The organism is Mailhella massiliensis (genome assembly GCF_900155525.1).
Taxonomy (GTDB): domain Bacteria; phylum Desulfobacterota; class Desulfovibrionia; order Desulfovibrionales; family Desulfovibrionaceae; genus Mailhella; species Mailhella massiliensis.
In genome coordinates this window covers 33,752-54,311 of the sequence record NZ_LT706940.1, presented here as the reverse complement: position 1 = coordinate 54,311, position 20,560 = coordinate 33,752, and the positions used below count along the sequence as shown (strand labels likewise).

Here is a 20,560-nt window from a genome sequence, read left to right as displayed (position 1 = left end):
AAGTGCATCCTTGTTCCGCATCACGCCGGGAGCGCTTTCTCCGGGCCGCCCTCAAAGTATATGCGCAGAACGCGTCCCTCCCCATCGAAGGCAACGCCTTCTTCTTCCAGCAGACGGCGCTGTCTTGCGGCGCTTTCTTCGGAAAGAGAAGGAAGGGAACCGTCCTTGCGTACGACTCTGTGCCAGGGCACGCCTTCCTCTGGGCAGACGTGCAGCGCCCACCCCACCTGGCGGGCCATGCGTCCGTTGCCCGCGAGAAACGCCACCTGCCCGTAGCTGATGACCTGCCCGGGCGGAACCGAACGGACGATGTCGTACACTCTTTCAAAAAAGTTCATGACGCTCTCCGTCAAAGGGAAAAGGGGCTTGGCCGGTTTTGGGGTACCGGAAAGGCGGCACGAAAAAGCCGCCGGAAGAGGGAAGGGGACGTTTTTGTTTTTCTGCCTCGCCGGCCGTTTTTCTTCTGCGCCAGAAGCCGGCGACGTGCCTTGGAGCGCGTTTTTGCGCCGTGTCAGAAAACATATTCCAGGATCAGGTCTTCGTCCCGTTCTTTTACCGTGCGGTAGCCGAGTCTGCGGTACAGCTTCAGCGCAGGGTTTTCCCTGTGCACGGAAAGAGAAGTTTTTGTGCAGCCCCGGGCCTTCAGCTCCCTGAGCATGCGCGTCATGAGGGCGCTTCCCCACCCTCTGCCCCGGAAGGGCGCATACAGGGCCACGGCAAGTTCCGGCGTTTCCTCATCCACATGTCCGAAGCCCTGCATGAGGCGCACCCATACTGCCCCGACCACCCTTCCTTCCGCCTCGGCGCAGAAACAGAGATCGCCTTTTCTGGCGCCGAACTCTTCGATATACGCATAAAGGGCGGGAAGACGGATGATGCTCCGGGGGGCTTTTTCTTCCCCTTCCTTCTGGAATACTGCTTCATGGAGAAAGTCTTCCAGAAGCGGGTATTCCTCTTCCTTCATGGGGCGGATGAGGCAATTCATGGCGTTTCCTGCAAGGGGATGAACAAGGCGTTTTCCGCAGGGAAAGGTTTCTCCGCAAGGCGCGAGGGCCGGGTACGGCCGAGGCGGGGAAGACAGGTTCCTTCCGTGTCTCCGGGGGCCCGGTCATGCTCTGCTGATGCGCCGGAAAGCCCGTCCGGGCGCTTCGCGGGCTTTCCGTGCCGCGGTGTCATGCTCGCGACCCTGCACGCGCCTTTCAGATACGAAAAGCCCCGGAGGCCTTAGGCCTTCGGGGCGGAGGTTCTTATTCCCACTCGATGGTGCCCACGGGCTTCGGCGTAAGGTCGAAGAGCACGCGGTTGACGCCGCTCACTTCCTTGGTGATGCGGTCGGTGATGTGCTGCAGCAGGGAGAAGGGCACGTCTTCCACGGTGGCGGTCATGGCGTCCACGGTGTTGACGGCACGGATGATCACCGGGTAGGCGAAGGTGCGTTTGCCGTCGGACACGCCCACGGACTTGAAGTTCGGCACCACGGTGAAGTACTGCCATACCTTGCCTTCCAGGCCGTTTTTGGCGAATTCCTCACGCAGAATGGCGTCGGATTCACGCACGGCTTCGAGGCGGTCGCGGGTGATGGCGCCGAGGCAGCGCACGCCGAGACCGGGGCCGGGGAAGGGCTGGCGGTACACCATGCCGTCGGGCAGGCCGAGGGCCTTGCCCACCACGCGCACTTCATCCTTGAACAGGAACTTCAGCGGTTCCACGAGGGAGAACTGCAGGTCTTCGGGCAGGCCGCCCACGTTGTGGTGGGCCTTGACGGTGCCGCTTTCCAGAATATCGGGATAGATGGTGCCCTGAGCCAGGAATTCGATGCCTTCCTGCTTGCGGGCTTCTTCTTCAAACACGCGGATGAATTCCGCGCCGATGATCTTGCGCTTCTGCTCCGGTTCGGAAACGCCTTCGAGCTTGTTCAGGAAGCGTTCCACGGCGTCCACATACACAAGGTTGGCCTTCATCTGATTGCGGAAGACTTCAACCACCTGTTCGGGTTCACCCTTGCGCAGGAGGCCGTGATTGACGTGCACGCAGACGAGCTGCCGGCCGACGGCCTTGATGAGCAGGGCGGCCACAACGGAGGAATCCACGCCGCCGGAAAGGGCGAGCAGCACCTTCTTGTCGCCGATCTGTTCGCGCAGAGCCTTCACCTGTTCTTCGATGAAGGCCTGGGCGAGAGCCTCGGTGTTGATGCGGGCCATGGATTCGGGGCGGACATTGCTGGACATGATGTTCTCCTCAAAAGGAAGGATTGAAGATTCTCTGGATTATTCCCATTCGATGGTGGACGGCGGCTTGGAGGAGATGTCGTACACCACGCGGTTGACGCCCTTCACTTCGTTGATGATGCGGCCGGAGATTCTGGCCAGAAGGTCGTCGGGCAGGCGCGCCCAGTCCGCGGTCATGGCGTCCACGCTTTCCACGATGCGCAGCGCGACCACATGCTCATAGGTGCGGCCGTCGCCCATGACGCCCACGGTCTTGAGCGGCAGAAGCACGGCAAAGCCCTGCCATACCTTGCGGTACCAGCCGGAGGAACGCAGTTCGTCCATGACGATGACGTCGGCCCTGCGCAGAATGTCCAGGCGTTCGCGGGTCACTTCGCCGATGATGCGGATGGCGAGTCCCGGGCCGGGGAAGGGATGACGCCACAGAATGGATTCGGGAATGCCGAGCTCCGCGCCCACGGCGCGCACTTCGTCCTTGAAGAGTTCGCGCAGGGGTTCGATGAGCTTCATGTTCATCTTTTCCGGCAGGCCGCCCACGTTGTGATGGCTTTTGATGACGGCGCTGGGGCCCTTGTAGGACACGGATTCGATGACGTCGGGGTACAGGGTGCCCTGGGCGAGGAACTTCACGTCGTGTCCGGCGTCCTTGATGGCCTGGGCTTCCTTGTCGAAAACATCGATGAAGGTGTGGCCGATGATCTTGCGCTTCTTTTCCGGGTCGTCCACGCCGGAAAGCAGATCGAGGAAGAGGTCGGCGGCCTGAACGTATTTGAGGTTCAGGTTGAAATGTTCGCGCAGGTAACCCACCACCTGTTCGCCCTCGTTCTGCCTGAGAACGCCGTTGTCCACGAAAATGCAGTGAAGCTGATGGCCGATGGCCTTGTGCAGCAGCACGGCCACCACGGTGGAATCCACGCCGCCGGAAAGGGCGCAGATGACATGGCTTTCGCCCACGGTTTCCCGCACTTCTCTGACCACGCGTTCCACAAAGGAGCTCATGGACCAGTCGGGAGCGATGTGCGCCACCTTGAAGAGGAAGTTGTGGATCATCAGGGCGCCTTCCTCGGAGTGATGCACTTCGGGGTGGAACTGCAGAGCGTAGATGCCGCGCTCTTCGCAGCTCATGGCGGCCACGTCCAGCGTGGCGGTGCGGCCGGTGACGATGAATCCGGGCGGAGGCGTCTGCACCTTGTCGCCGTGGGACATCCACACGCGGGAGCTTTTGCCCCCGGCAAAGCCGGTCATGCCGTCCCACAGGGGGCAGTCGGCAACTTTTTCCAGGTCGGCCGGGCCGTATTCCCGGGTTTCCGACTGGGCGAGTTCTCCGCCGAGTTCATGGGCGAGAAGCTGCATACCGTAGCAGATGCCGAGCACGGGCACGCCGAGTTCGAGAATGCCTCTGTCGAGGCGGGGGGCGTCTTTTTCCCCCACGCTGGCCGGACCGCCGGAAAGAATGACGGCGTCGGGATGCATGGCGGCCACTTCGGCGGCGGAGATCACGCAGGGATGAATTTCGGAATAGACTCCGGCTTCACGCACACGCCGGGCGATGAGCTGCGTGACCTGGGAACCGAAGTCGAGAATGATGACTTTGGACATGAGTGTTCCGGAAAGTAAGGCCCTGCCCGCCTGTGCAGGCTGGGCAGGGCCGTTCGGTTAGTTTTCGACCTTGTAGTTGGGGGCTTCCTTGGTGATGATGACGTCGTGCACGTGGCTTTCGCGCAGGCCGGAGGCGGAAATTTCCACCATGTGGGCCTTTTCGTACAGTTCATCAAGCGTGGCGGCGCCGAGGTAGCCCATGCCGGAACGCAGGCCGCCCACAAGCTGGAAGACGGTGTCGGCCACGGGGCCGCGGGCGGGCACGCGGCCCACGATGCCCTCGGGCACCAGCTTCTTGGTGGGGTTCTGGAAGTAGCGGTCCGCGCTGCCGGAACGCATGGCGTCGATGGAACCCATGCCGCGGTAGGTCTTGTAGGCGCGGCCCTGGTAGAGAATGGTTTCGCCCGGGCTTTCGTCGGTACCGGCAAGCATGCTGCCGATCATGACGGAATGGGCGCCGCAGGCGAGAGCCTTCACGATGTCGCCGGAGAACTTGAGACCGCCGTCGGCAATGCAGCAGCGGTCGGCTTCACGGGCGGCACGGCTGCCTTCCATGACGGCCGTGACCTGGGGCACGCCCACGCCGGCCACCACGCGGGTGGTGCAGATGGAGCCGGGTCCGATGCCCACCTTCACGGTGTCGGCGCCGGCCTTGATGAGGGCCTTGGCGCCTTCATAGGTGGCGATGTTGCCCGCGATGAGCTGGCAGTTCGGGAAGGTGGAACGCAGCATTTCCACGCTGCGCAGCACGTTGGCGGAATGGCCGTGAGCGCAGTCGAGCACCAGAACGTCCACACCGGCGGCGAGCAGTTCGGAGGCGCGGTATTCGCAGTCCTTGCTGATGCTCACGGCGGCGCCCACGCGCAGACGGCCCTTGTCGTCCTTGCTGGCGTAGGGGTACTGCTGCACCTTGTCGATGTCCTTCATGGTGATGAGGCCGCGCAGCTGGCGGTTTTCATCCACCACGAGGAGCTTTTCGATGCGGTGGGCGTGCAGGTGATGCTTGGCTTCCTCGAGGGTGGTGCCCACGGGCACGGTAACGAGGTTTTCGCGGGTCATCACTTCACAGACGAGGGTGGTCTGCGGCTCGGTGACGAAGCGCACGTCGCGGTTGGTCAGAATGCCCACAAGTGCGCTGTTCTTTACCACGGGCAGGCCGGAAACGCGGAAGTCGGACATGAGATCCAGGGCGTGCTGCACCGTGTCGTCGGGAGCCACGGTGACGGGGTCGAGGATCATGCCGCTTTCGGACTTCTTGACCTTTTCCACTTCAAGGCGCTGACGGGCGACGTCCATATTCTTATGGATGATGCCGATGCCGCCCTGACGGGCCATGGAGATGGCCATTTCCGCTTCCGTCACGGTATCCATGGCGGCGGAGATGAAGGGTACGCCCAGTTTGATGCTGGGAGTCAGCCATGCCGACACGTCGACCATGTCCGGGGTGACTTCCGAATACTCGGGAACCAGAAGGACATCGTCGAATGTCAATGCCTTGCCAAGCACAGTGGCCATATTTTCCTCCAGGGTTGGATTAAATTCGGAAAAAGATAGGTCAGAATATCTATGAGACCTGCCACTGTCAACCTTGGCCGCCGCCCCTTCCCCGAAAGCGGGCGCGGGGAGGGGCGTTCCCGGCCTGGCGTTTTCCGGCGTTTTTTTGTCGATGCCGGAGCGTCTCTTCCCGGTGATGCCGGGGAAGGTGGCGAAAAAAAAGCCGGGAAAGATTCCCGGCCGGTATAGTTCGGAGCGCCTCAGGTTCAGCAGCGCAGATTGGAGCTCCTGTCGGCGTTTCTGGAAATGGCCTCCTCCGCAGGATCGCATTCGCTTCCGGCGGATTCTTCGGCCGGGGCGCAGCGCAGGTTGGAGTTCTTGCCGGCATTGCGGGAAATGGCTTCTTCCGCGGCGTCGCACTCGGTGTTCACGGCAAATTCTTCCGCAGGAGCGTCTTTTTCTCCGGCGGAGCCGCCGCAGCGGAGATTGGACGCCTTGCCCGCGTTTCTGGAGATGGTTTCTTCCGCCGCGTCGCACTCGCTTTCATCGTCGGGGGCGTTTTCCACAGGCGCGCAGCGCAGGTTGGAACTTTTGCCCGCATTGCGGGAGATGGCCTCTTCCGCGGCATCGCATTCATGGCCGGCGTCGGCGCCGTCCATGGCTTTGCGGAGGCGTTCCTCATCTTCATGGGAAAGGGAGGTCTGTATGATGGTGCCGCCCGTGCCTTCCAGTTCCTTCAGGGCCTTGTCCATGGTGATGCTGCGGAAAAGCACGAAGAGCATGGAACCGCCGGGTCTGAGGTTCCGGCCCAGGTCCTTCATGAAGGCATCGTCGATACCCACGTCGGCCAGCGCCCCGGAAACGGCGCCCGCTCCCGCGCCTACGGCTGCGCCGAGCAGAGGATTCATGAACAGAAGGCCGACGAGAAGGCCCCAGAAGCCGCCGGAAAGCGCACCCGCGCCGGTGAGATTGTGGAGCTGGAGCAGCTTGATCCTGCCGTTTTCCTTGCGGATGGCGATGACCGCATCTTCCAGGTCGACAAGATATTCCTTCTGCATTTTAAGAAGGCGCAGACGCACTTCTTCTGCCTGAAACTCATTGGGGTAGGCAACAACAACGAGAGTACTCATGGAACCTCCTTTTTTCTTTTCTATAGCAGGAGCGATGAAAAAAATCCATGAGTTTTGTGAAAGAAAAGCCTGGAAGGTACAAGTTTATTTTTCAACAAGCGCATGGCCTGTGGCGTTTACGCGGCTCTCATACGAAGGAGTATCATGGGAAAATATCATACATGCAGGCAAAGGTGCAGTATGGGGAAGGGAAGGCCCAGACCGTCCTTTTCCTCTCTTCCCGCAACGGTGAATCCCATGTGCCGGTAGAAGGAAAGCGCCTCCGGGTTCTGTTCGTTCACGTCCACGAACCGGGCTCCGAGCCTGACGGCGAGGCGCAGAAGCGCGCCGCCTGCGCCTCGGCCCCGGAAGGCCGCGTCTACGAAGAGCATGTCCACATTCCGGCCGTCCATGCCCATGAACGCGACGGCCCTGCCCTCTTCCCGGGCGACGAAGAGCTCGGGAACCTCCCGGAGAGCGTCCATCACCAGAGGGCGCAGCATGTCGATGTCCTGAGGGGAAAGAAAGTGGTGCGTGGCGCGAACCGAGGATTCCCAGACAGGAAGAAGTTCTTCAAGAAGCGCTTTTGAGCGAAGTTTCACGTTTTCCATGTTCATGATTGTTCCCGTACCGGCCGCCTTGCGGCAGAAGAGGCCCGGTGATTTTCTCCCGGAAGAGAGAAAGAGCCGCCGCTGTCGGCAGGACGGCGGCGCATGATGCGGATTTTTACGCAAGGGGGCAGGAGGTGCCTTTCCCGGATGAACCGGGGCGCGCCATGGCGTATATACGACGCGGCCGGACCCGCATCGGCAGGCCCGGCCGGAAAGAGAGGCTCGGCGCTATTTTTTTTCCTTCTTGGCGTGGGCGGAGCGCAGATGCAGGCGCATGGGCGCGTGCCGTATGCCGAAGATGCGGCGAAGGGAACGCTCCAGATAGCGGGCGTAGGAATCGGCCACGCGGTCGGCGTCGTTCACGAAGCAGACGAAGGTGGGCGGTTCGCTTTCCGCCTGGGTGAGGTAGAAGAACTTGGGCCGCACGCGGCGCACCACGGGAGCCTGATGCCGCGTCAGGGTTTCTTCCATGGCACGGTTGAGCAGACCGGTGGAAACGCGGGTACCGCATTCGGCATAGATGCGCTCCGCAAGGGGAATGAGCCTGTTGAGGCCTTCGCCCGTGCGCGCGGAGGTGGGAACCAGCGGCACATGGCAGCAGAAGCTCAGTTCTTCCTGAAGATTCTTCATGAGTTCGGTGCGCGCTTTGACGGGGATGAGGTCCATCTTGTTCACGATGATGAGGAAGGGCGTCTTGCGTTCGTCGAGAAGTTCGATGAGGCGCTTGTCCTGCGTGGTGAGTCCTTCCGTGGCGTCGAGCAGAAGAAAGGTCACGTCGGCCTTGGTGGTGCTCTTTAGGGAGGAGTTCACGGAAAAGCGTTCCACCGTGTCGGTGATGCGCGAACGGCGGCGAACGCCGGCGGTATCTACGAAGGTGTAGGTTTTGCCGTTCTTTTCCACCGTTACGTCCACGCTGTCGCGCGTGGTGCCCGCCTGATCGCTCACGATCATGCGGTCTTCTCCGATGAAGGCGTTGGTCATGGACGACTTGCCCGCGTTGGGGCGGCCCAGCAGGCACAGCCGGAGGTGATCGGTAACCTTGCGGCGGCGTACCCCGGGTCTGTCGCGGTCTTCTTCCAGGTCTTCCTTTTCTTCGCTTTCTTCCTCGTCGTCGAAATCGTCGTCTTCGGGGAGAAGATCGCGGATTTCTTCTTCAAGGGCGCGCAGGTTGTGCCCGTGTTCGGCGGAGCAGGCGATGAGGGGAAAGCCCAGACCGTGGAATTCCGCAAGCAGCAGTTCTTCCTTTTCCGCGCCGTCCACCTTGTTCACCACCAGCAGTATGGGCTTGTCGCATTTGCGCAGGTATGCGGCGAGGTGCTCGTCGAAGGGCATGAGACCGTCCTTTCCGTCCACCACCATGCAGATGACGTCGGCTTCCTTCAGGGCGGCTTCGGCCTGGCGCAGAATATCGGCTTCGAAACCGCGTATGCCCGCGGGGCCTTCGGCCACGGCCTGATGATGATCGAGCGTGATGCCGCCCGTGTCGACGATGGCGAAATCGCGGCCGTAGCGCGAACGCACCACGCCTTCCATACGGTCGCGCGTGACGCCGGGGCGGTCATGCGTGATGGCGCGGTTGCTGCGGATAAGGCGGTTGAACAGGGTGGACTTGCCCACATTGGGGCGTCCCAGCAGAACGACTTTGGGCATCATGGGCGGGCACCTCGTTATGTTTTGGTTTGGATCGTTGTTTTCCGGCGGGCCGGAAGCGCTGACGGCCTGCACCCTGCGCAGGCTCTTTTCAGGAACGTCTGCCGCACGCAGAAGGAGCGTTTCGGGAGGACTCAGGCAGGCGCAACATGCTCCCCGTCGGAAAGAACGGAGGCAATCTTTTACGCCCAAGGGCGGCTTCTGTCCAACCTTTTTCAGGATACCCCCCTCGGCGGGAGAAGATCAAGATGGGCTGATATGCTATATAACCTATTGAAATATAATAAAAAATAAAAAAATCCTTGCAATATTTCCTCAATTCGTCTATAAAAACGTTTTTTCCGTTCCAGAAAGACATATCTCTATCACGGAGTCCCGCCATGACCCGCAAAGACCGTACGGAAGGAATTTACAGCCGCCGCGAAGTGCTCGACGAGAGCGAACGCCGCCAGTATAACCTTATCCAGCTCAAGGACCTGCTTTCCTACGCCTACCGCTATTCGGAAGACGTGAAGAAGCGTTTCGACCGTGCCCAGTTCAACGTCGAGAAGTTCAAGACGCTTTCCGACCTCAAGCATATTCCCATCCTTAAGAAGAAGGAACTCATCTTCCTGCAGACCATGGGCCCGCGTCTCGGCGGTCTGCTCACCAAGGATATCGGCGAACTGCGCCGCGTCTTCCTTTCCCCCGGTCCCATTTTCGACCCGGAAGACCGCAACGACGATTACTGGGGCTACACCGAAGCCTTCTATTCCGTGGGCTTCCGTCCCGGCGACGCCGTGCAGGTGACCTTCAACTATCATCTCGCGCCTGCGGGCCTGATGTTTGAAGAGCCTCTGCGCAACCTGGGCTGCGCCTCCATTCCCGCCGGTCCCACCGACGCGGCCACGCAGCTCGACATCATGCAGAAGCTGCGCGTTTCCGGTTATGTGGGTACGCCGAGCTTCCTCATGCATCTTGCCCAGCGCGCCGAGGAAAAGGGGCTCAACCTGCGCAAGGACCTCTTCCTGGAAGTGGCCTTCGTGACCGGCGAGCGCCTTTCCGAGAAGATCCGCAGCCAGATGGAAAAGAAGTACGACATCATCATGCGCCAGGGCTACGGCACCGCCGACGTGGGCTGCATAGGCTACGAGTGCTTCCAGAAGAACGGCCTGCACATCTCCAACCGCTGCTACGTGGAAATCTGCCATCCCGATACCGGTATTCCGCTCAAGGACGGTGAAGTGGGCGAAGTGGTGGTCACGGCCTTCAACAAGACCTATCCGCTCATCCGTCTTGCCACGGGCGACCTTTCCTACATTGACCGTACGCCCTGCTCCTGCGGCCGTACCAGCCCCCGCCTCGGCAGCATCGTGGGGCGTGTGGACACCACCGCCCGCATCAAGGGCATGTTCGTCTACCCCCATCAGGTGGAACAGGTCATGGCCCGCTTCGAGGAAATCAAGCGCTGGCAGATCGAGGTCACCAACCCCGGCGGTGTGGACGAAATGGTGCTGTATGTGGAAGCGAGCAACTTCAAGCGCAAGGAAGAGCTCCAGCATCTGTTCCGCGAACGCATCAAGCTGCGCCCGGAACTGCGCATTCTTGCTCCGGGCAGCCTGCCTCCTCAGATCAAGCCCATCGAAGACAAGCGCGTCTGGGACTAACGAACATTCCCTGCGGTGCGCCTTGCGCGCACCGCAGGACCGGCCTTTCTCAAGCCGCCTCCGGGCGGCTTTTTTGTTTCCGCCGGACCGTTTTATATTTTTTTTCTGCCGGGAAGGGAGGAAGGAACCGGGAGTCGGCGTCGGAACCTGTGCCTGTGAAGCAGGTTTCCCCGCAGGGCCGTTCCGTTTGCGGGGCATGGGAAGAAACTGCCGGAGAAGGGGCGTCATCCTGTATCCCCGTCTTGACAAAACACAGAAATTTTTTAAAAATGTCGACATTCGACATTCTTCTTGTGCCGTTTTTCTCTAAACGGCCGGAAGGCCGGAATGTTCTTCGTCGGAGCGCCGCATACTGCGGCCGTGTTCCGGGAATGTTCCGAAGGCTGGAGTTTTCCTCATGCCGCCCGGAAGCGGGCGATGTTTGAAACATAAGGAGGCTGGGGCAGCAGACAGAACAGGCGGCAGAGACGTCCGCGTATGATGGCTGCAGAGGCGGAAGCGCTCTTCGGATCAGGCGGGACGCGCGAAGAGTACAACGTATTTTTCCTTGAGAGTTGCTATGTCAAAGCGTTTAGGTCTTCCCGCCCAGATGGGCATCGGCATGTTACTCGGCGTCATCGTCGGCGCCATGGCTCCTTCCATCAGCATCGACGCGAGCTGGTTCAAACCTCTCGGCGATCTGTTCATCACCCTGGTCCGCATGGTGGTGGTTCCGCTTGTGTTCACCACCCTTGTGGCGGGCGCGGCGAGCGTGTGCGACGTGAAGGAACTCGGACGCGTGGCCTCCAAGACGCTGATCTACTACCTGCTCACCACCACCGTGGCCGTGGTCATCGGCCTCATTCTCGCCAATATCATCCGTCCCGGACTCGGGCTTACGCTTTCCATGGAAAATCTTGCGGTGAAGGACGTTTCCGCTCCTCCGCTCATCAAGGTGCTCATGGACATCGTGCCCCTGAATCCCATCGACGCCCTGGCCAAGGGCAACATGCTCCAGGTCATCTTCTTCGCCATCCTGTTCGGCTTCGCGCTCAGTATGCTGGGTGAGAAGGGCCGTCCCGCCTTCGTGTTCTTCGACTCCTGCGCCGAAGTCATGATCAAGGTGACGGGCATCGTCATGCACTACGCCCCCATCGGCGTGTTCGGCCTCATGGCCTTCACCGTGGCCAACCACGGTCTCTCCGTGCTGCTGCCCCTCATCAAGCTGGTGGCGGTCATGTATCTGGCCTGCCTCATTCAGGTGCTCGCGGTGTATCTGCCCTGCGCCCGCGTGGCCGGGCTTACGCCTTCCACCTTCCTGAAGGGACTGACCGAACCTCTCATCATTTCCTTCTCCACCTGCTCCAGCGCGGCGGCTCTTTCCTCCAACCTGCTTTCCGTGCAGAAGCTCGGCGCCTCCAAGTCCGTGTCCAGCTTCTCCATCCCCCTCGGCAACACCATCAATATGGACGGCGCGGCCATCTACATGGGCGTGGCGGCCATTTTCGCGGCGGAAGTGTACGGTATTCCCATGCCTCTGGATAAGCAGCTCACCGTCATTCTGCTGGCGGTGCTCGCCTCCATCGGCTCCATGGGCGTGCCCGGCGCGGCCCTCATCATGATCACCATGGTCTTCACGCAGGTAGGCATTCCGCTGGAAGCCATCGCCCTCATCGCCGGCGTGGACCGTATCATGGACATGGCCCGCACCACCATCAACGTTCTCGGCGACGCCACCGGCGCCCTTCTGGTTTCCAAGCTGGAAAACAACGGCGAATGCAGGGAATAACCGTGGTTCAACGCTTTTTCGATCATCTGCCCGAGCCCCGCACCATAGGTATCGTGGGGGGGCTCGGCCCCTATGCGGGGTATGACCTCGTGCGAAAGATCTTCCGCTGGACGAAGGCCGGCACGGATCAGGAGCACCTGCCCATCATGCTGCATTCCTTCCCCGGCTGGATCCCGGAGAGGCCCGCCTTCCTGCTGGGTGAAACCAGGGAGAATCCGGGAGAGGACATCGGCGGCATCATGGCGCAGCTTGCCGAAAACGGCGCGAGGGTCATAGGTATGCCGTGCAATACGGCGCACAGCCCCCGCATTCTGAACACCGCGCTGGAGCGCCTGCAGGCTACCGGCCTTGACGTGACCTTCGTGTCCATCATCGAAAGCGCGGTGAAGCATGTGAGCGCTCTCTGCCCCGGTTCCGGGCGCATAGGGCTCATGGGCACGGTGGCCACGCTCCGTACCCGTCTGTATCAGGATGCGCTGGAAAAGGCGGGTCTTGAGCCCGTACTTCCCGATGAAGAGGAATGCGCCATGGTGCAGCGCGCCATCAGCGATCCCGCCTTCGGCATCAAGGCCTTTTCCGACCCGGTGACTCCCCGTGCGCGGCAGATACTGCTTGACGCCGCGCGCCGTCTGGTGGAGGTAAGGCATGTGGATGCCGTACTCCTTGGCTGCACGGAAATTCCGGTAGCGGTCACCGAGTCCGTTCTGTACGATACTCCCGTCGTGGACGCCACAAGCGTGCTCGCGCAGGAACTGATCCGGGCCAGTTGCCCGGAACGACTTAAGCAGGTTGCGGATTTTTAGAACGAACGGCACCTCAGGCTGCTTTTCCCGGGGCTTTCCCGTGCGGGGATTCCCGCCGGGGCCCGCAGATTCGCCCCCTGAGTCCCGCTTTCACCCTGAAGAGAAGGAAACACCATGAATCTCGCCAAGTTCCCCCGTCGCGGCTATGTCAAGGAAGTCACCCCCATCGAGTATCTTCCCAACTTTTCCAAGGCTCTGGGCAACAAGGTCAACGTGTACATCAAGCGCGACGACCTGCTCCCCGGCTGCGCCGGCGGCAACAAGACCCGCAAGCTCGACTTCAGCATCGCCGACGCCATCGCTCAGGGCGCCGATACCCTCATCACCTGCGGCGCGGTGCAGTCCAACCACTGCCGCCTGACCCTCGCCTGGGCCGTGCATGAAGGCCTCGACTGCCATCTGGTGCTGGAAGAACGCGTGAAGGACAGCTACAACCCCGAAGCTTCCGGCAACAACTTCCTGTATCAGCTTCTGGGCGTGAAGAGCATCACCGTGGTGCCCGGCGGCTCTCCCATGATGGAAGAAATGGAAAAGGTGGCGGAAAAGCTGCGTGCGGAAGGCAGAAAGCCCTACATCATCCCCGGCGGCGCTTCCAACCCCATCGGCGCTCTGGGCTATGTTTCCTGCGCGCAGGAAATCATGCAGCAGATGTTCTCCATGGGCATCAACTTCGACCATGTGATCGTGCCCAGCGGCAGCGCCGGCACCCATGCCGGCATGATCGCCGGCTTCTACGGCAACAACATGGACATCCCCATGTCCGGTATCGACGTGAGCCGTCCCGGCAACGTGCAGCAGGCTCTCGTGCACAAGCTGGCCCAGGCCACCCTCGATTACATCGGCGCCGGCGTGCAGCTTCCTGAAGAAAAGGTCGTGTGCTACGGCGACTACTATCAGCCCGGCTACTCCATCCCCAACGACGGCATGATCGAAGCCGTGAAGATGCTTGCCCGTACCGAAGCCATCCTGCTCGACCCCGTGTACAGCGGCAAGGCCATGGCCGGCATGATCGACCTCATCCGCAAGGATCACTTCCCCAAGGGCGCCAACGTGCTCTTCCTGCACACCGGCGGCTCTCCCGCTCTGTACGCCTACCTGCCCACCTTCCGTAAGTAGGATCTGAGCGTTCAGGCATCAACAACCCCTCCCCCGCCTCCGGTTGTCGGCAACGGCTTCCGGGGGCGGGCTTTTTTATGGGCCGCGTTCTTCCGGGAGAATGGGCCGCGCGGCGGGATGCCCGGGGGCAGAGTATTTTTCGTGGAAAAAAGAGAAACGCGGTGTTTTTCCCATGCCGGAAGCCGGAAAAGGGCGCTTGGGAGCATTTTTCCCGGAAGTCGGCGGAATTTTTCGCCGCCCGGGCGGAAGTAGCTGTTGAAAGACGAGGCATTTCAAGTGTAAGTTGTTACGACAGGGTTTACATGCCTCTGTCGGTTTCCGCCCCCGGAGCGGCGTTCACCAGGAAAACACCCCTTCCCGCCATGCAGTTCAAAAAAGAAACCTACAGTATCCAGGCTGCCGCATACATACGCGGTCTCATCCGTTCCGGCGCGCTCAAACCCGGCCAGCCCGTGCGCGAAGCCCAGATATCGGAAGAGCTCAACATCAGCCGCGCTCCCATCCGTGAGGCGCTGCTCATGCTGGCGCATCAGGGGCTTATCTGTTCCGAACCGCAGAAGGGCAAATATGTGCGTTCCATGAGCGCCAAGGAAATTTACGACAGCTATGTGGTTGCCGGTATTCTGGAAGGCGCTGCCGTGGCGCAGTCACTCCACCGCTGGACGGCGAAGGAGGAGGCGGCCTTTGCTGAGGTGGTGCGTCGCCTGGATGAACAGGTGAATTACGCCGTGCATCTCGACACGCTCACCGAAATAGACGAGGCGTTCCACATGACGCTGCTTTCCGCCTGCACCAACGAGCGCCTTATCGAGCTGGCGCGCACGTCCTGCTCATCTTTGGCGAAGTTTCTGTACTATACCTACTGGCGCACCCTGTTCACGCCCAAGGAATTCTATGACCGCCATCATCTCATTGCCGAAGCCGTGCGCGAGAGGGATCTTGTGCATATAGAAACGGTGCTGCGCGGGCACTATGAGGAAGTGGGCCTGCGCCTTTCCGAACTGGTGCACGACGACATGCCCGATGGGGAAGAGAAGGCGGGAAGAGGAGCGAAGCTCCGCCGTGCGCCCCTTTCCTTTCCGGCGTAGGGATGTTCCGCCGCAAAAGCCCTGCGCTGAGCAGAGGCAGGTTCCGCCATGAAGAAAAAAGCCCGTGTCGAACGGGCTTTTTCCGTATCGGGAATCATCGCCGGAACGGGCGCGCGTTTTTTCCGGTGTTTCAGTTGGAAATCCATACTTCGCCGATGATGAGGCAGTCGCCCTTATCGTCCGGCATCCAGTACAGGGCCTGAAGGCCGTGATGGAGCACGCCCTTGCGCTCATAGCTTTTGATGAAACAGGAAACCCAGTATCCCGGACCTTCCAGAATACGGATGCCTTCCCTGTCGAGAAAGACGTCATGCTGGAGCTGGAACTCCGAACGCAGGCGTTTGCGCAGGGAGGAAATTTTTTCCCTGTTGCCCCGGGGGAATTTTTTTCTGTCGTACAGTTTGAGGATGTCGTCGGTTTTTCCGAGGCGTCTTTCCATCCATAGCAGGGTCTTGCAGCGCACCGTTTCCTCGGCGGAAAGCAGCGCCCGGGTATCCGGCGCAGGCGTTGCGGAGAGGGGAGGGCAGACATTCTGTTCCGAAGTCTTCCCGGGAGGAGGGCAGACATCGGCGGGCGATTCCGCGCTGTGGAACACGGTTGTTCCGCCCGGCAGGGAGGGAAGGAGGCCTTGCGCGGCCGTGCCTTCCGGCGGAGTTTCAAAGGGGGCTCCCTGCAGATGTTCCGCAATGATGACGGGCGTGCCCGGAATGAGCAGGGGCACGAGATCCTCGATTTCGTACATGTCTATGGCCATGCAGCCCCGGGTGGTGAGTCCTTCGATGGGCTGGCCCTTGCTGTGCAGCCATATGCCGCCGCCGGTTTTGCCTCGCAGCCGGTCGGCGGGATTGGGATAGTTGAGGTTGAAGGCGTGAGGCCCGTATTCCATGAAGTCGAGCTTCTGCTCTATCTTGTGTGTGACGAAATATACCCCTTCCGGCGTACGCAGGTCCCCTTCCTTCTGCTTGTCGCCCTCTCTGCGGCCGTGAATGCAGTCGAATGTCCGCGTCACGACGGGGTCGGCCTTTCTTCTTTCCACCTGAAAGAGCAGCTTGCGGCTTTTGTCGGCGGCAAGGAAATACTCCGGCGTATGGGAGGAGAGGCCCGTCGTCCATTCGGCAGAGGCCGGGGCGGGAAAAAGCAGGCAGATGAGAAGCGCGTAGAGGAACCTGGGCAAGCGGAGTCTCCTTGAGGTGTTGGAGCCTTTTCGTGACTTGGGGGAAGGCACGTGTATTTTAAGGAAAATCCTCGGCGTTGACAATGCCGCATACGAAGAGCGCCGCCCCGGCGGTACCGGAAGCGGCGCTCTTCGTATGCCCGGAGGCGTTTATTTTTCCGCGAGGACGCGGTCGACGATTTCGGACTCGTAGCGGGTGTAGTGCCCGATGTCGAAAATGGCGTCGAGTTCGGCGGGGGTGAGGTGGGCTTTGATTTCCTCATCGGCGCGGATGAGATCGGGGAAGGACTTGCGTGTCTCCCAGCTTTCCATGGCGCGCTTCTGCACCACCACATAGGCCTGCTGGCGGGGCATGTCCTTTTCGATGAGGGCGGTGAGCACTCTCTGGGAGAAGAAGAGACCGTAGCTGCCCCAGAGATTGCGTTCCACGTTTTCGGGCAGGATGCGCAGCCCTTCCAGCAGACGGTTCAGGCGGTGCAGCACATAGTCCATGAGAATGGTGGAATCGGGGGTGATGATGCGTTCCACCGAGGAATGGCTGATGTCGCGCTCATGCCACAGCGCCTGGTTTTCCAGGGCCGCGAAGGCGTTGGAACGGATGACGCGGGCAAGGCCGCACATGTTTTCCGCGGAAATGGGGTTGCGCTTGTGGGGCATGGCGGAAGAACCCTTCTGCCCCTTGGCGAAGCCTTCCTCCACCTCGTGCACTTCCGTGCGCTGAAGATGACGCAGTTCCACGCAGATGCGTTCCACCGTGCCTGCGGCGATGGCCAGGGAGGTGAAGTAGTGGGCGTAGCGGTCGCGCTGCACGATCTGGGTGGAGATGATGTCGGCCTTCAGGCCGAGGAGTTCGCAGGCGCGAGCCTCCACGGCGGGGGTGATGACGGTATAGGTGCCCATGGCGCCGGAGAGCTTGCCTGTGCGGATGTCTTCCACGGCGTCGGCGAAGCGCTTCTTGTCGCGCAGAAATTCGGCGTAGAATCCCGCGAACTTGAAGCCGTAGGTCACGGGCTCTCCGTGAATGCCGTGGGAACGGCCCATGCAGACGAGGCCCTGATGGGCGCGGACGAACTTCTTCAGCGTGTCGAGCACGAGATCGAAGTCGGCGAGGATCATGTTGCCCGCCTCCACCATCTGCAGGGCCATGGCGGTATCCACCATGTCGGAGGAGGTGCAGCCGAGGTGGATGAAACGCGCGGAGGGGCCGATCTTCTGTTCCAGATAGGTGAGGAAGGCGATGACGTCGTGGCGGGTGACGGATTCGATTTCAAGGATTTTGTCCACATCGAAATCCACATCCTGCATGATGTTCTTCAGATCTTCGTCGGGAATGACGCCCTGTTCGTTCCAGGCGCGGCATACGGCCTGTTCCACCTTGAACCAGTAGCGGTAGCGGTTTTCCAGAGTCCAGAGACCGGCCATTTCCGGCCGGGAGTAACGCTCTATCATGGTGGCCTCTATTTCGTACCGGCGGAGGTGTCCGCGCTTTTCGCGGGGGCCGGGCTTTCGGCTTTGGGGGTGGAGGGAGCGCTTTCTTCCGGCTTCTTGTCGGAAACGGAGGGAACGCCCTTGCTTTTGTCGAAAAGATTGCTGGTACCGTGCCCGTAGGAGGAGGCGAACCAGCCGCCTCCTTTGAGAATGAAGGAAGTGTTGGAAATCACTCGATGGCAGCTCTGCCCGCAGTCGGGGCAGGGCTGCGTTTCGGCGTCGTCGCCGGAATGCAGCCATTCTTCAAAGGTCTTGCGGCATTGGGGGCAGGCGTATTCGTAGATAGGCATGGGAAAGAAAGGGTTGGGACAAAAAAAGAAACGGCGTGTCCGCACGAGCAGCCGACACGCCTAAAACCTACTGCAACCGGAAGGCCGCAGAACCGAGCAGCCAGGCTTACTTCTTGGCGGCAGCGGCCTTGGCTTCGTGGATGCGTTCCTTGATGCGCTGGGCGCGACGATGGCGACGGCGATCAAGTTCCTTGGCGCGTTCAATCTTCTTATGGGCCATGAGATTGCTCCTTAAAAGAAATGTATCCAGAAGATATAAACTCTCCGGCGGGCGCTGTCCAGCGAAAGAAGGGCGTCCGCCGCGGGAGGGCGTTTTTTTCCTGCGCTTTTTCTTTGGCAGAGATCGGGGCCGGCGTCCGGTCCGTGGCTTCGGGCTTGTCAGCAGGGGCGCCCATGCGTATGCTTTTGCGCTGTAATCTGTGTTATGAGGTGCGTATGAGCGAAGTCGTCACGGAAGGCACGCTGTCCGCTCTGCTGGGGATAGAAGTCGAAGGTTTCGGGGCGGACGGGCGCGGCGCGGTATCCATGCCGCTGGACGGGCGTCACAGAAATTCCATGGGCAACGCCCACGGGGGTGCGGTGTTCACCCTGGCCGATATGGCCTTTGCCGCAGGGTGCAGGGGGGCGGGACTGGTGTGCGTGAGCGCGCAGTGCTCCATTTCCTATCTTCTTCCCGGTCAGCGGGGACCGCTGCGGGCCGAGGCCGTTCCCGTGAAGCTGGGGAGTACCCTCGCCGTGTTCGACATCATGGTGTACGACGGGGCGGGCAGAAACATCGCCAAGGCCGTGATGACCGGCTATATCGTCAAAAGGCTGAAGAGCGGAGCGGAGCATGACTGAAGAAAAGACGCCGTTCGACGAGGATATCGAATTTTCGGAAGAAGAGGGCGGGAGCGTCGGAGAAGAGCGTCTTTTTCCCGTGCCCGAAGGTACGCGCAGGGTCCGCCTCGACGTGTTTCTCAGCTCCGTGGCGGAACTTTCCCGCAGCAGGGTGAAGAAGCTGGTGGAGCAGGGGAGCTGCACCGTGGACGGTGCCCTCTGCACGGATGCGGACATGCGTGTGCGGCCGGGCCAGAACGTGACGCTGCGTATGCCCGGAGCCTCGGAAGCGCTGCTTCCCGAGGAAGGGCCGCTGGACATCGTGTACTGCGACGAGGATATCGTGGTGGTGAACAAGCCCGCCGATCTTACCATGCACCCCTGTCCGAGCTGCCCGCAGGGCACGCTGGTGCACCGGCTGCTGGCCCGCTTCCCGCAGCTGGCGCTTCAGGAAGGGCCGAGACCCGGCATCGTGCACCGGCTGGACAAGGACACGTCCGGCCTTGTGATCGTGGCCCTTTCGGAAAGGGCCAGGCTCCGCCTCATCGAGGATTTTGCCGCAAGGAGGGTGCACAAGACCTATCTTGCCGTAACGCGCGGCGTTCCTCCCTCCGAGGGAACGTGCGATCTGCCCATAGGCCGTCACCCCGTCATCAAGACGCGCATGGCCGTAGTGCCCGAGGAGAAGGGCGGCAGAAATGCGCTTACGACATGGAGCACGCTTTACGCCTCGTCTTCCGGTCGCTTCGCTCTGCTTGCCGTTCGTCTTTTCACGGGGCGCACCCATCAGATCCGCGTGCACCTTGCCCGGGAGGGCTTTCCCCTGTGGGGCGATGCCGTGTACGGCCCGGAAGACAGGGCTTCGCCTGCGGCAAGGCAGCTTCTGCACGCATGGAAGCTGGAATTTCAGCATCCCGTGAGCGGCAGAACCATGAATTTCGTCTGCCCTCCGCCCGGGGATTTTCCCCGCGCCATGCTGGCGCTGGAACGGGGGATGCGGCGCGTCATACTTACCGGTATGCCCGGCTGCGGCAAGTCCGCCGTGCTGGAGAGAATGCGGGAGCATTCCATTCCCGTATGGAGTGCGGACAGGGCCGTGGCGGAGCAGTACAGACCCGGAGCGGACGGCTGGCACCTCATGCGTCAGCGCTGGGGCAACGCCTTTTTCGACGAGGACGGAACGGTGGACCGCACGAAGCTGACGGCTCTTCTTTCGCGCACTCCCGGCATGAGGCGCGAGCTTGAGCGGCTGATCCATCCCCTGGTGAGAGATTCCATGGACAGGTTCTTTCAGTATGCCGGGGCGCGGGGGGAGGCCGTTGCCGTGGCGGAAGTGCCGTTGTGGTTCGAAACGGGCTGGACATGTCCCGGAGCGGATATAGCCGTCATCGTCTGCCCCGATGAGGTCCGGCACGAAAGGCTGCGGCGTACCAGAAGCTGGAGCGATGAGAAAATAGCCGCCGTGGAAGGCTGGCAGTGGACGCAGCGGGACAAGGCTGCGGCCGCAGATCTGCTCATTGCCAACGGGGGTACGCTGGAGGAGCTGGACCGTGGGGTGAGCCATTTTCTGAACGCCCTGACGGAAAAGGAGCGGAAAGAGGAAGAGGCACTTCTCGAGAAGTGGACGGGGCTGTGGAGCGGAGAAAAATCGTAACGCCTCCTCAGCATACACGCAGG

17 protein-coding genes and 1 pseudogene are annotated in these 20,560 nt (G+C 61.1%); 7 read left to right on the top strand and 11 right to left on the bottom strand.

Features of this window, described 5'->3' with window-relative positions:
• Nucleotides 1-20: 20 nt before the first annotated feature.
• The 8 genes and pseudogenes from CZ345_RS01745 to der all read right to left on the bottom strand — a co-directional run bounded on the left by CZ345_RS01745 (nucleotide 21) and on the right by der (nucleotide 8,694).
• Nucleotides 21-338, bottom strand: a complete 318-nt coding sequence (locus CZ345_RS01745; protein WP_077071483.1) for an MGMT family protein — start codon at nucleotides 336-338, stop codon at nucleotides 21-23.
• A gap of 173 nt (nucleotides 339-511) precedes the next feature.
• Nucleotides 512-985: a GNAT family N-acetyltransferase gene (locus CZ345_RS01735; RefSeq protein WP_077071481.1), complete on the bottom strand. Its 474-nt coding sequence runs from the start codon at nucleotides 983-985 to the stop codon at nucleotides 512-514.
• A 262-nt stretch (nucleotides 986-1,247) separates the two neighbouring features.
• On the bottom strand, nucleotides 1,248-2,228 hold the full coding sequence (gene guaA / locus CZ345_RS01730) for a glutamine-hydrolyzing GMP synthase (protein ID WP_077071480.1): 981 nt from the start codon (nucleotides 2,226-2,228) through the stop codon (nucleotides 1,248-1,250).
• Between the two features lie 39 nt (nucleotides 2,229-2,267).
• Nucleotides 2,268-3,827: a glutamine-hydrolyzing GMP synthase gene (gene guaA, locus CZ345_RS01725; RefSeq protein WP_077071479.1), complete on the bottom strand. Its 1,560-nt coding sequence runs from the start codon at nucleotides 3,825-3,827 to the stop codon at nucleotides 2,268-2,270.
• Between the two features lie 57 nt (nucleotides 3,828-3,884).
• Nucleotides 3,885-5,342 (bottom strand): IMP dehydrogenase, encoded by a 1,458-nt coding sequence (gene guaB, locus CZ345_RS01720; protein ID WP_077071478.1) that lies wholly within the window; start codon nucleotides 5,340-5,342, stop codon nucleotides 3,885-3,887.
• A gap of 620 nt (nucleotides 5,343-5,962) precedes the next feature.
• Nucleotides 5,963-6,451: pseudogene (locus tag CZ345_RS17265) on the bottom strand (DUF1269 domain-containing protein); the annotation flags it as partial.
• A 155-nt stretch (nucleotides 6,452-6,606) separates the two neighbouring features.
• Nucleotides 6,607-7,047 carry a GNAT family N-acetyltransferase gene (locus CZ345_RS01710; RefSeq protein WP_239446581.1) on the bottom strand — a complete coding sequence of 147 codons (441 nt, stop codon included), beginning with the start codon at nucleotides 7,045-7,047 and terminating at the stop codon, nucleotides 6,607-6,609.
• A gap of 222 nt (nucleotides 7,048-7,269) precedes the next feature.
• On the bottom strand, nucleotides 7,270-8,694 hold the full coding sequence (gene der, locus CZ345_RS01705) for a ribosome biogenesis GTPase Der (protein ID WP_077071476.1): 1,425 nt from the start codon (nucleotides 8,692-8,694) through the stop codon (nucleotides 7,270-7,272).
• Nucleotides 8,695-9,071: 377 nt separating this feature from the next.
• Between der and CZ345_RS01700 the strand changes: the two genes are divergently transcribed.
• The 5 genes from CZ345_RS01700 to CZ345_RS01680 all read left to right on the top strand — a co-directional run bounded on the left by CZ345_RS01700 (nucleotide 9,072) and on the right by CZ345_RS01680 (nucleotide 15,112).
• Nucleotides 9,072-10,337, top strand: coding sequence for a phenylacetate--CoA ligase family protein (locus tag CZ345_RS01700; RefSeq protein WP_077071475.1), 1,266 nt, complete (start codon nucleotides 9,072-9,074; stop codon nucleotides 10,335-10,337).
• Nucleotides 10,338-10,896: 559 nt separating this feature from the next.
• Nucleotides 10,897-12,105, top strand: a complete 1,209-nt coding sequence (locus CZ345_RS01695; RefSeq protein ID WP_077071474.1) for a dicarboxylate/amino acid:cation symporter — start codon at nucleotides 10,897-10,899, stop codon at nucleotides 12,103-12,105.
• A gap of 2 nt (nucleotides 12,106-12,107) precedes the next feature.
• The gene (locus CZ345_RS01690) at nucleotides 12,108-12,908 is read left to right on the top strand and encodes an aspartate/glutamate racemase family protein (RefSeq protein WP_239446580.1); all 801 of its coding nucleotides are present in this window, start codon (nucleotides 12,108-12,110) and stop codon (nucleotides 12,906-12,908) included.
• A 114-nt stretch (nucleotides 12,909-13,022) separates the two neighbouring features.
• On the top strand, nucleotides 13,023-14,024 hold the full coding sequence (gene cuyA / locus CZ345_RS01685) for a D-cysteate sulfo-lyase (RefSeq protein WP_077071472.1): 1,002 nt from the start codon (nucleotides 13,023-13,025) through the stop codon (nucleotides 14,022-14,024).
• A 302-nt stretch (nucleotides 14,025-14,326) separates the two neighbouring features.
• Nucleotides 14,327-15,112, top strand: a complete 786-nt coding sequence (locus CZ345_RS01680) for a GntR family transcriptional regulator (protein ID WP_077071471.1) — start codon at nucleotides 14,327-14,329, stop codon at nucleotides 15,110-15,112.
• A 130-nt stretch (nucleotides 15,113-15,242) separates the two neighbouring features.
• Here CZ345_RS01680 and CZ345_RS01675 read toward each other — a convergent pair whose 3' ends face one another.
• From CZ345_RS01675 to CZ345_RS01665, 3 genes are all read right to left on the bottom strand, one after another.
• A complete protein-coding gene (locus tag CZ345_RS01675) occupies nucleotides 15,243-16,286 on the bottom strand; it encodes a L,D-transpeptidase family protein (RefSeq protein WP_077071470.1) in 1,044 nt (347 codons plus the stop codon).
• A gap of 150 nt (nucleotides 16,287-16,436) precedes the next feature.
• Nucleotides 16,437-17,735, bottom strand: coding sequence for an adenylosuccinate lyase (gene purB, locus CZ345_RS01670; protein ID WP_077071469.1), 1,299 nt, complete (start codon nucleotides 17,733-17,735; stop codon nucleotides 16,437-16,439).
• Nucleotides 17,736-17,743: 8 nt separating this feature from the next.
• Complete coding sequence (locus tag CZ345_RS01665; RefSeq protein ID WP_077071468.1) at nucleotides 17,744-18,064, bottom strand: FmdB family zinc ribbon protein; 321 nt, start codon at nucleotides 18,062-18,064, stop codon at nucleotides 17,744-17,746.
• A 393-nt stretch (nucleotides 18,065-18,457) separates the two neighbouring features.
• On the opposite strand from CZ345_RS01665, the gene CZ345_RS01660 reads away from it, so the two are divergent.
• Nucleotides 18,458-18,904, top strand: coding sequence for a PaaI family thioesterase (locus CZ345_RS01660; protein ID WP_162274907.1), 447 nt, complete (start codon nucleotides 18,458-18,460; stop codon nucleotides 18,902-18,904).
• Nucleotides 18,897-20,537 carry a dephospho-CoA kinase gene (gene coaE, locus CZ345_RS01655; RefSeq protein WP_083717057.1) on the top strand — a complete coding sequence of 547 codons (1,641 nt, stop codon included), beginning with the start codon at nucleotides 18,897-18,899 and terminating at the stop codon, nucleotides 20,535-20,537. Before CZ345_RS01660 ends, coaE begins: the two co-directional genes overlap by 8 nt.
• Nucleotides 20,538-20,560: the final 23 nt, after the last annotated feature.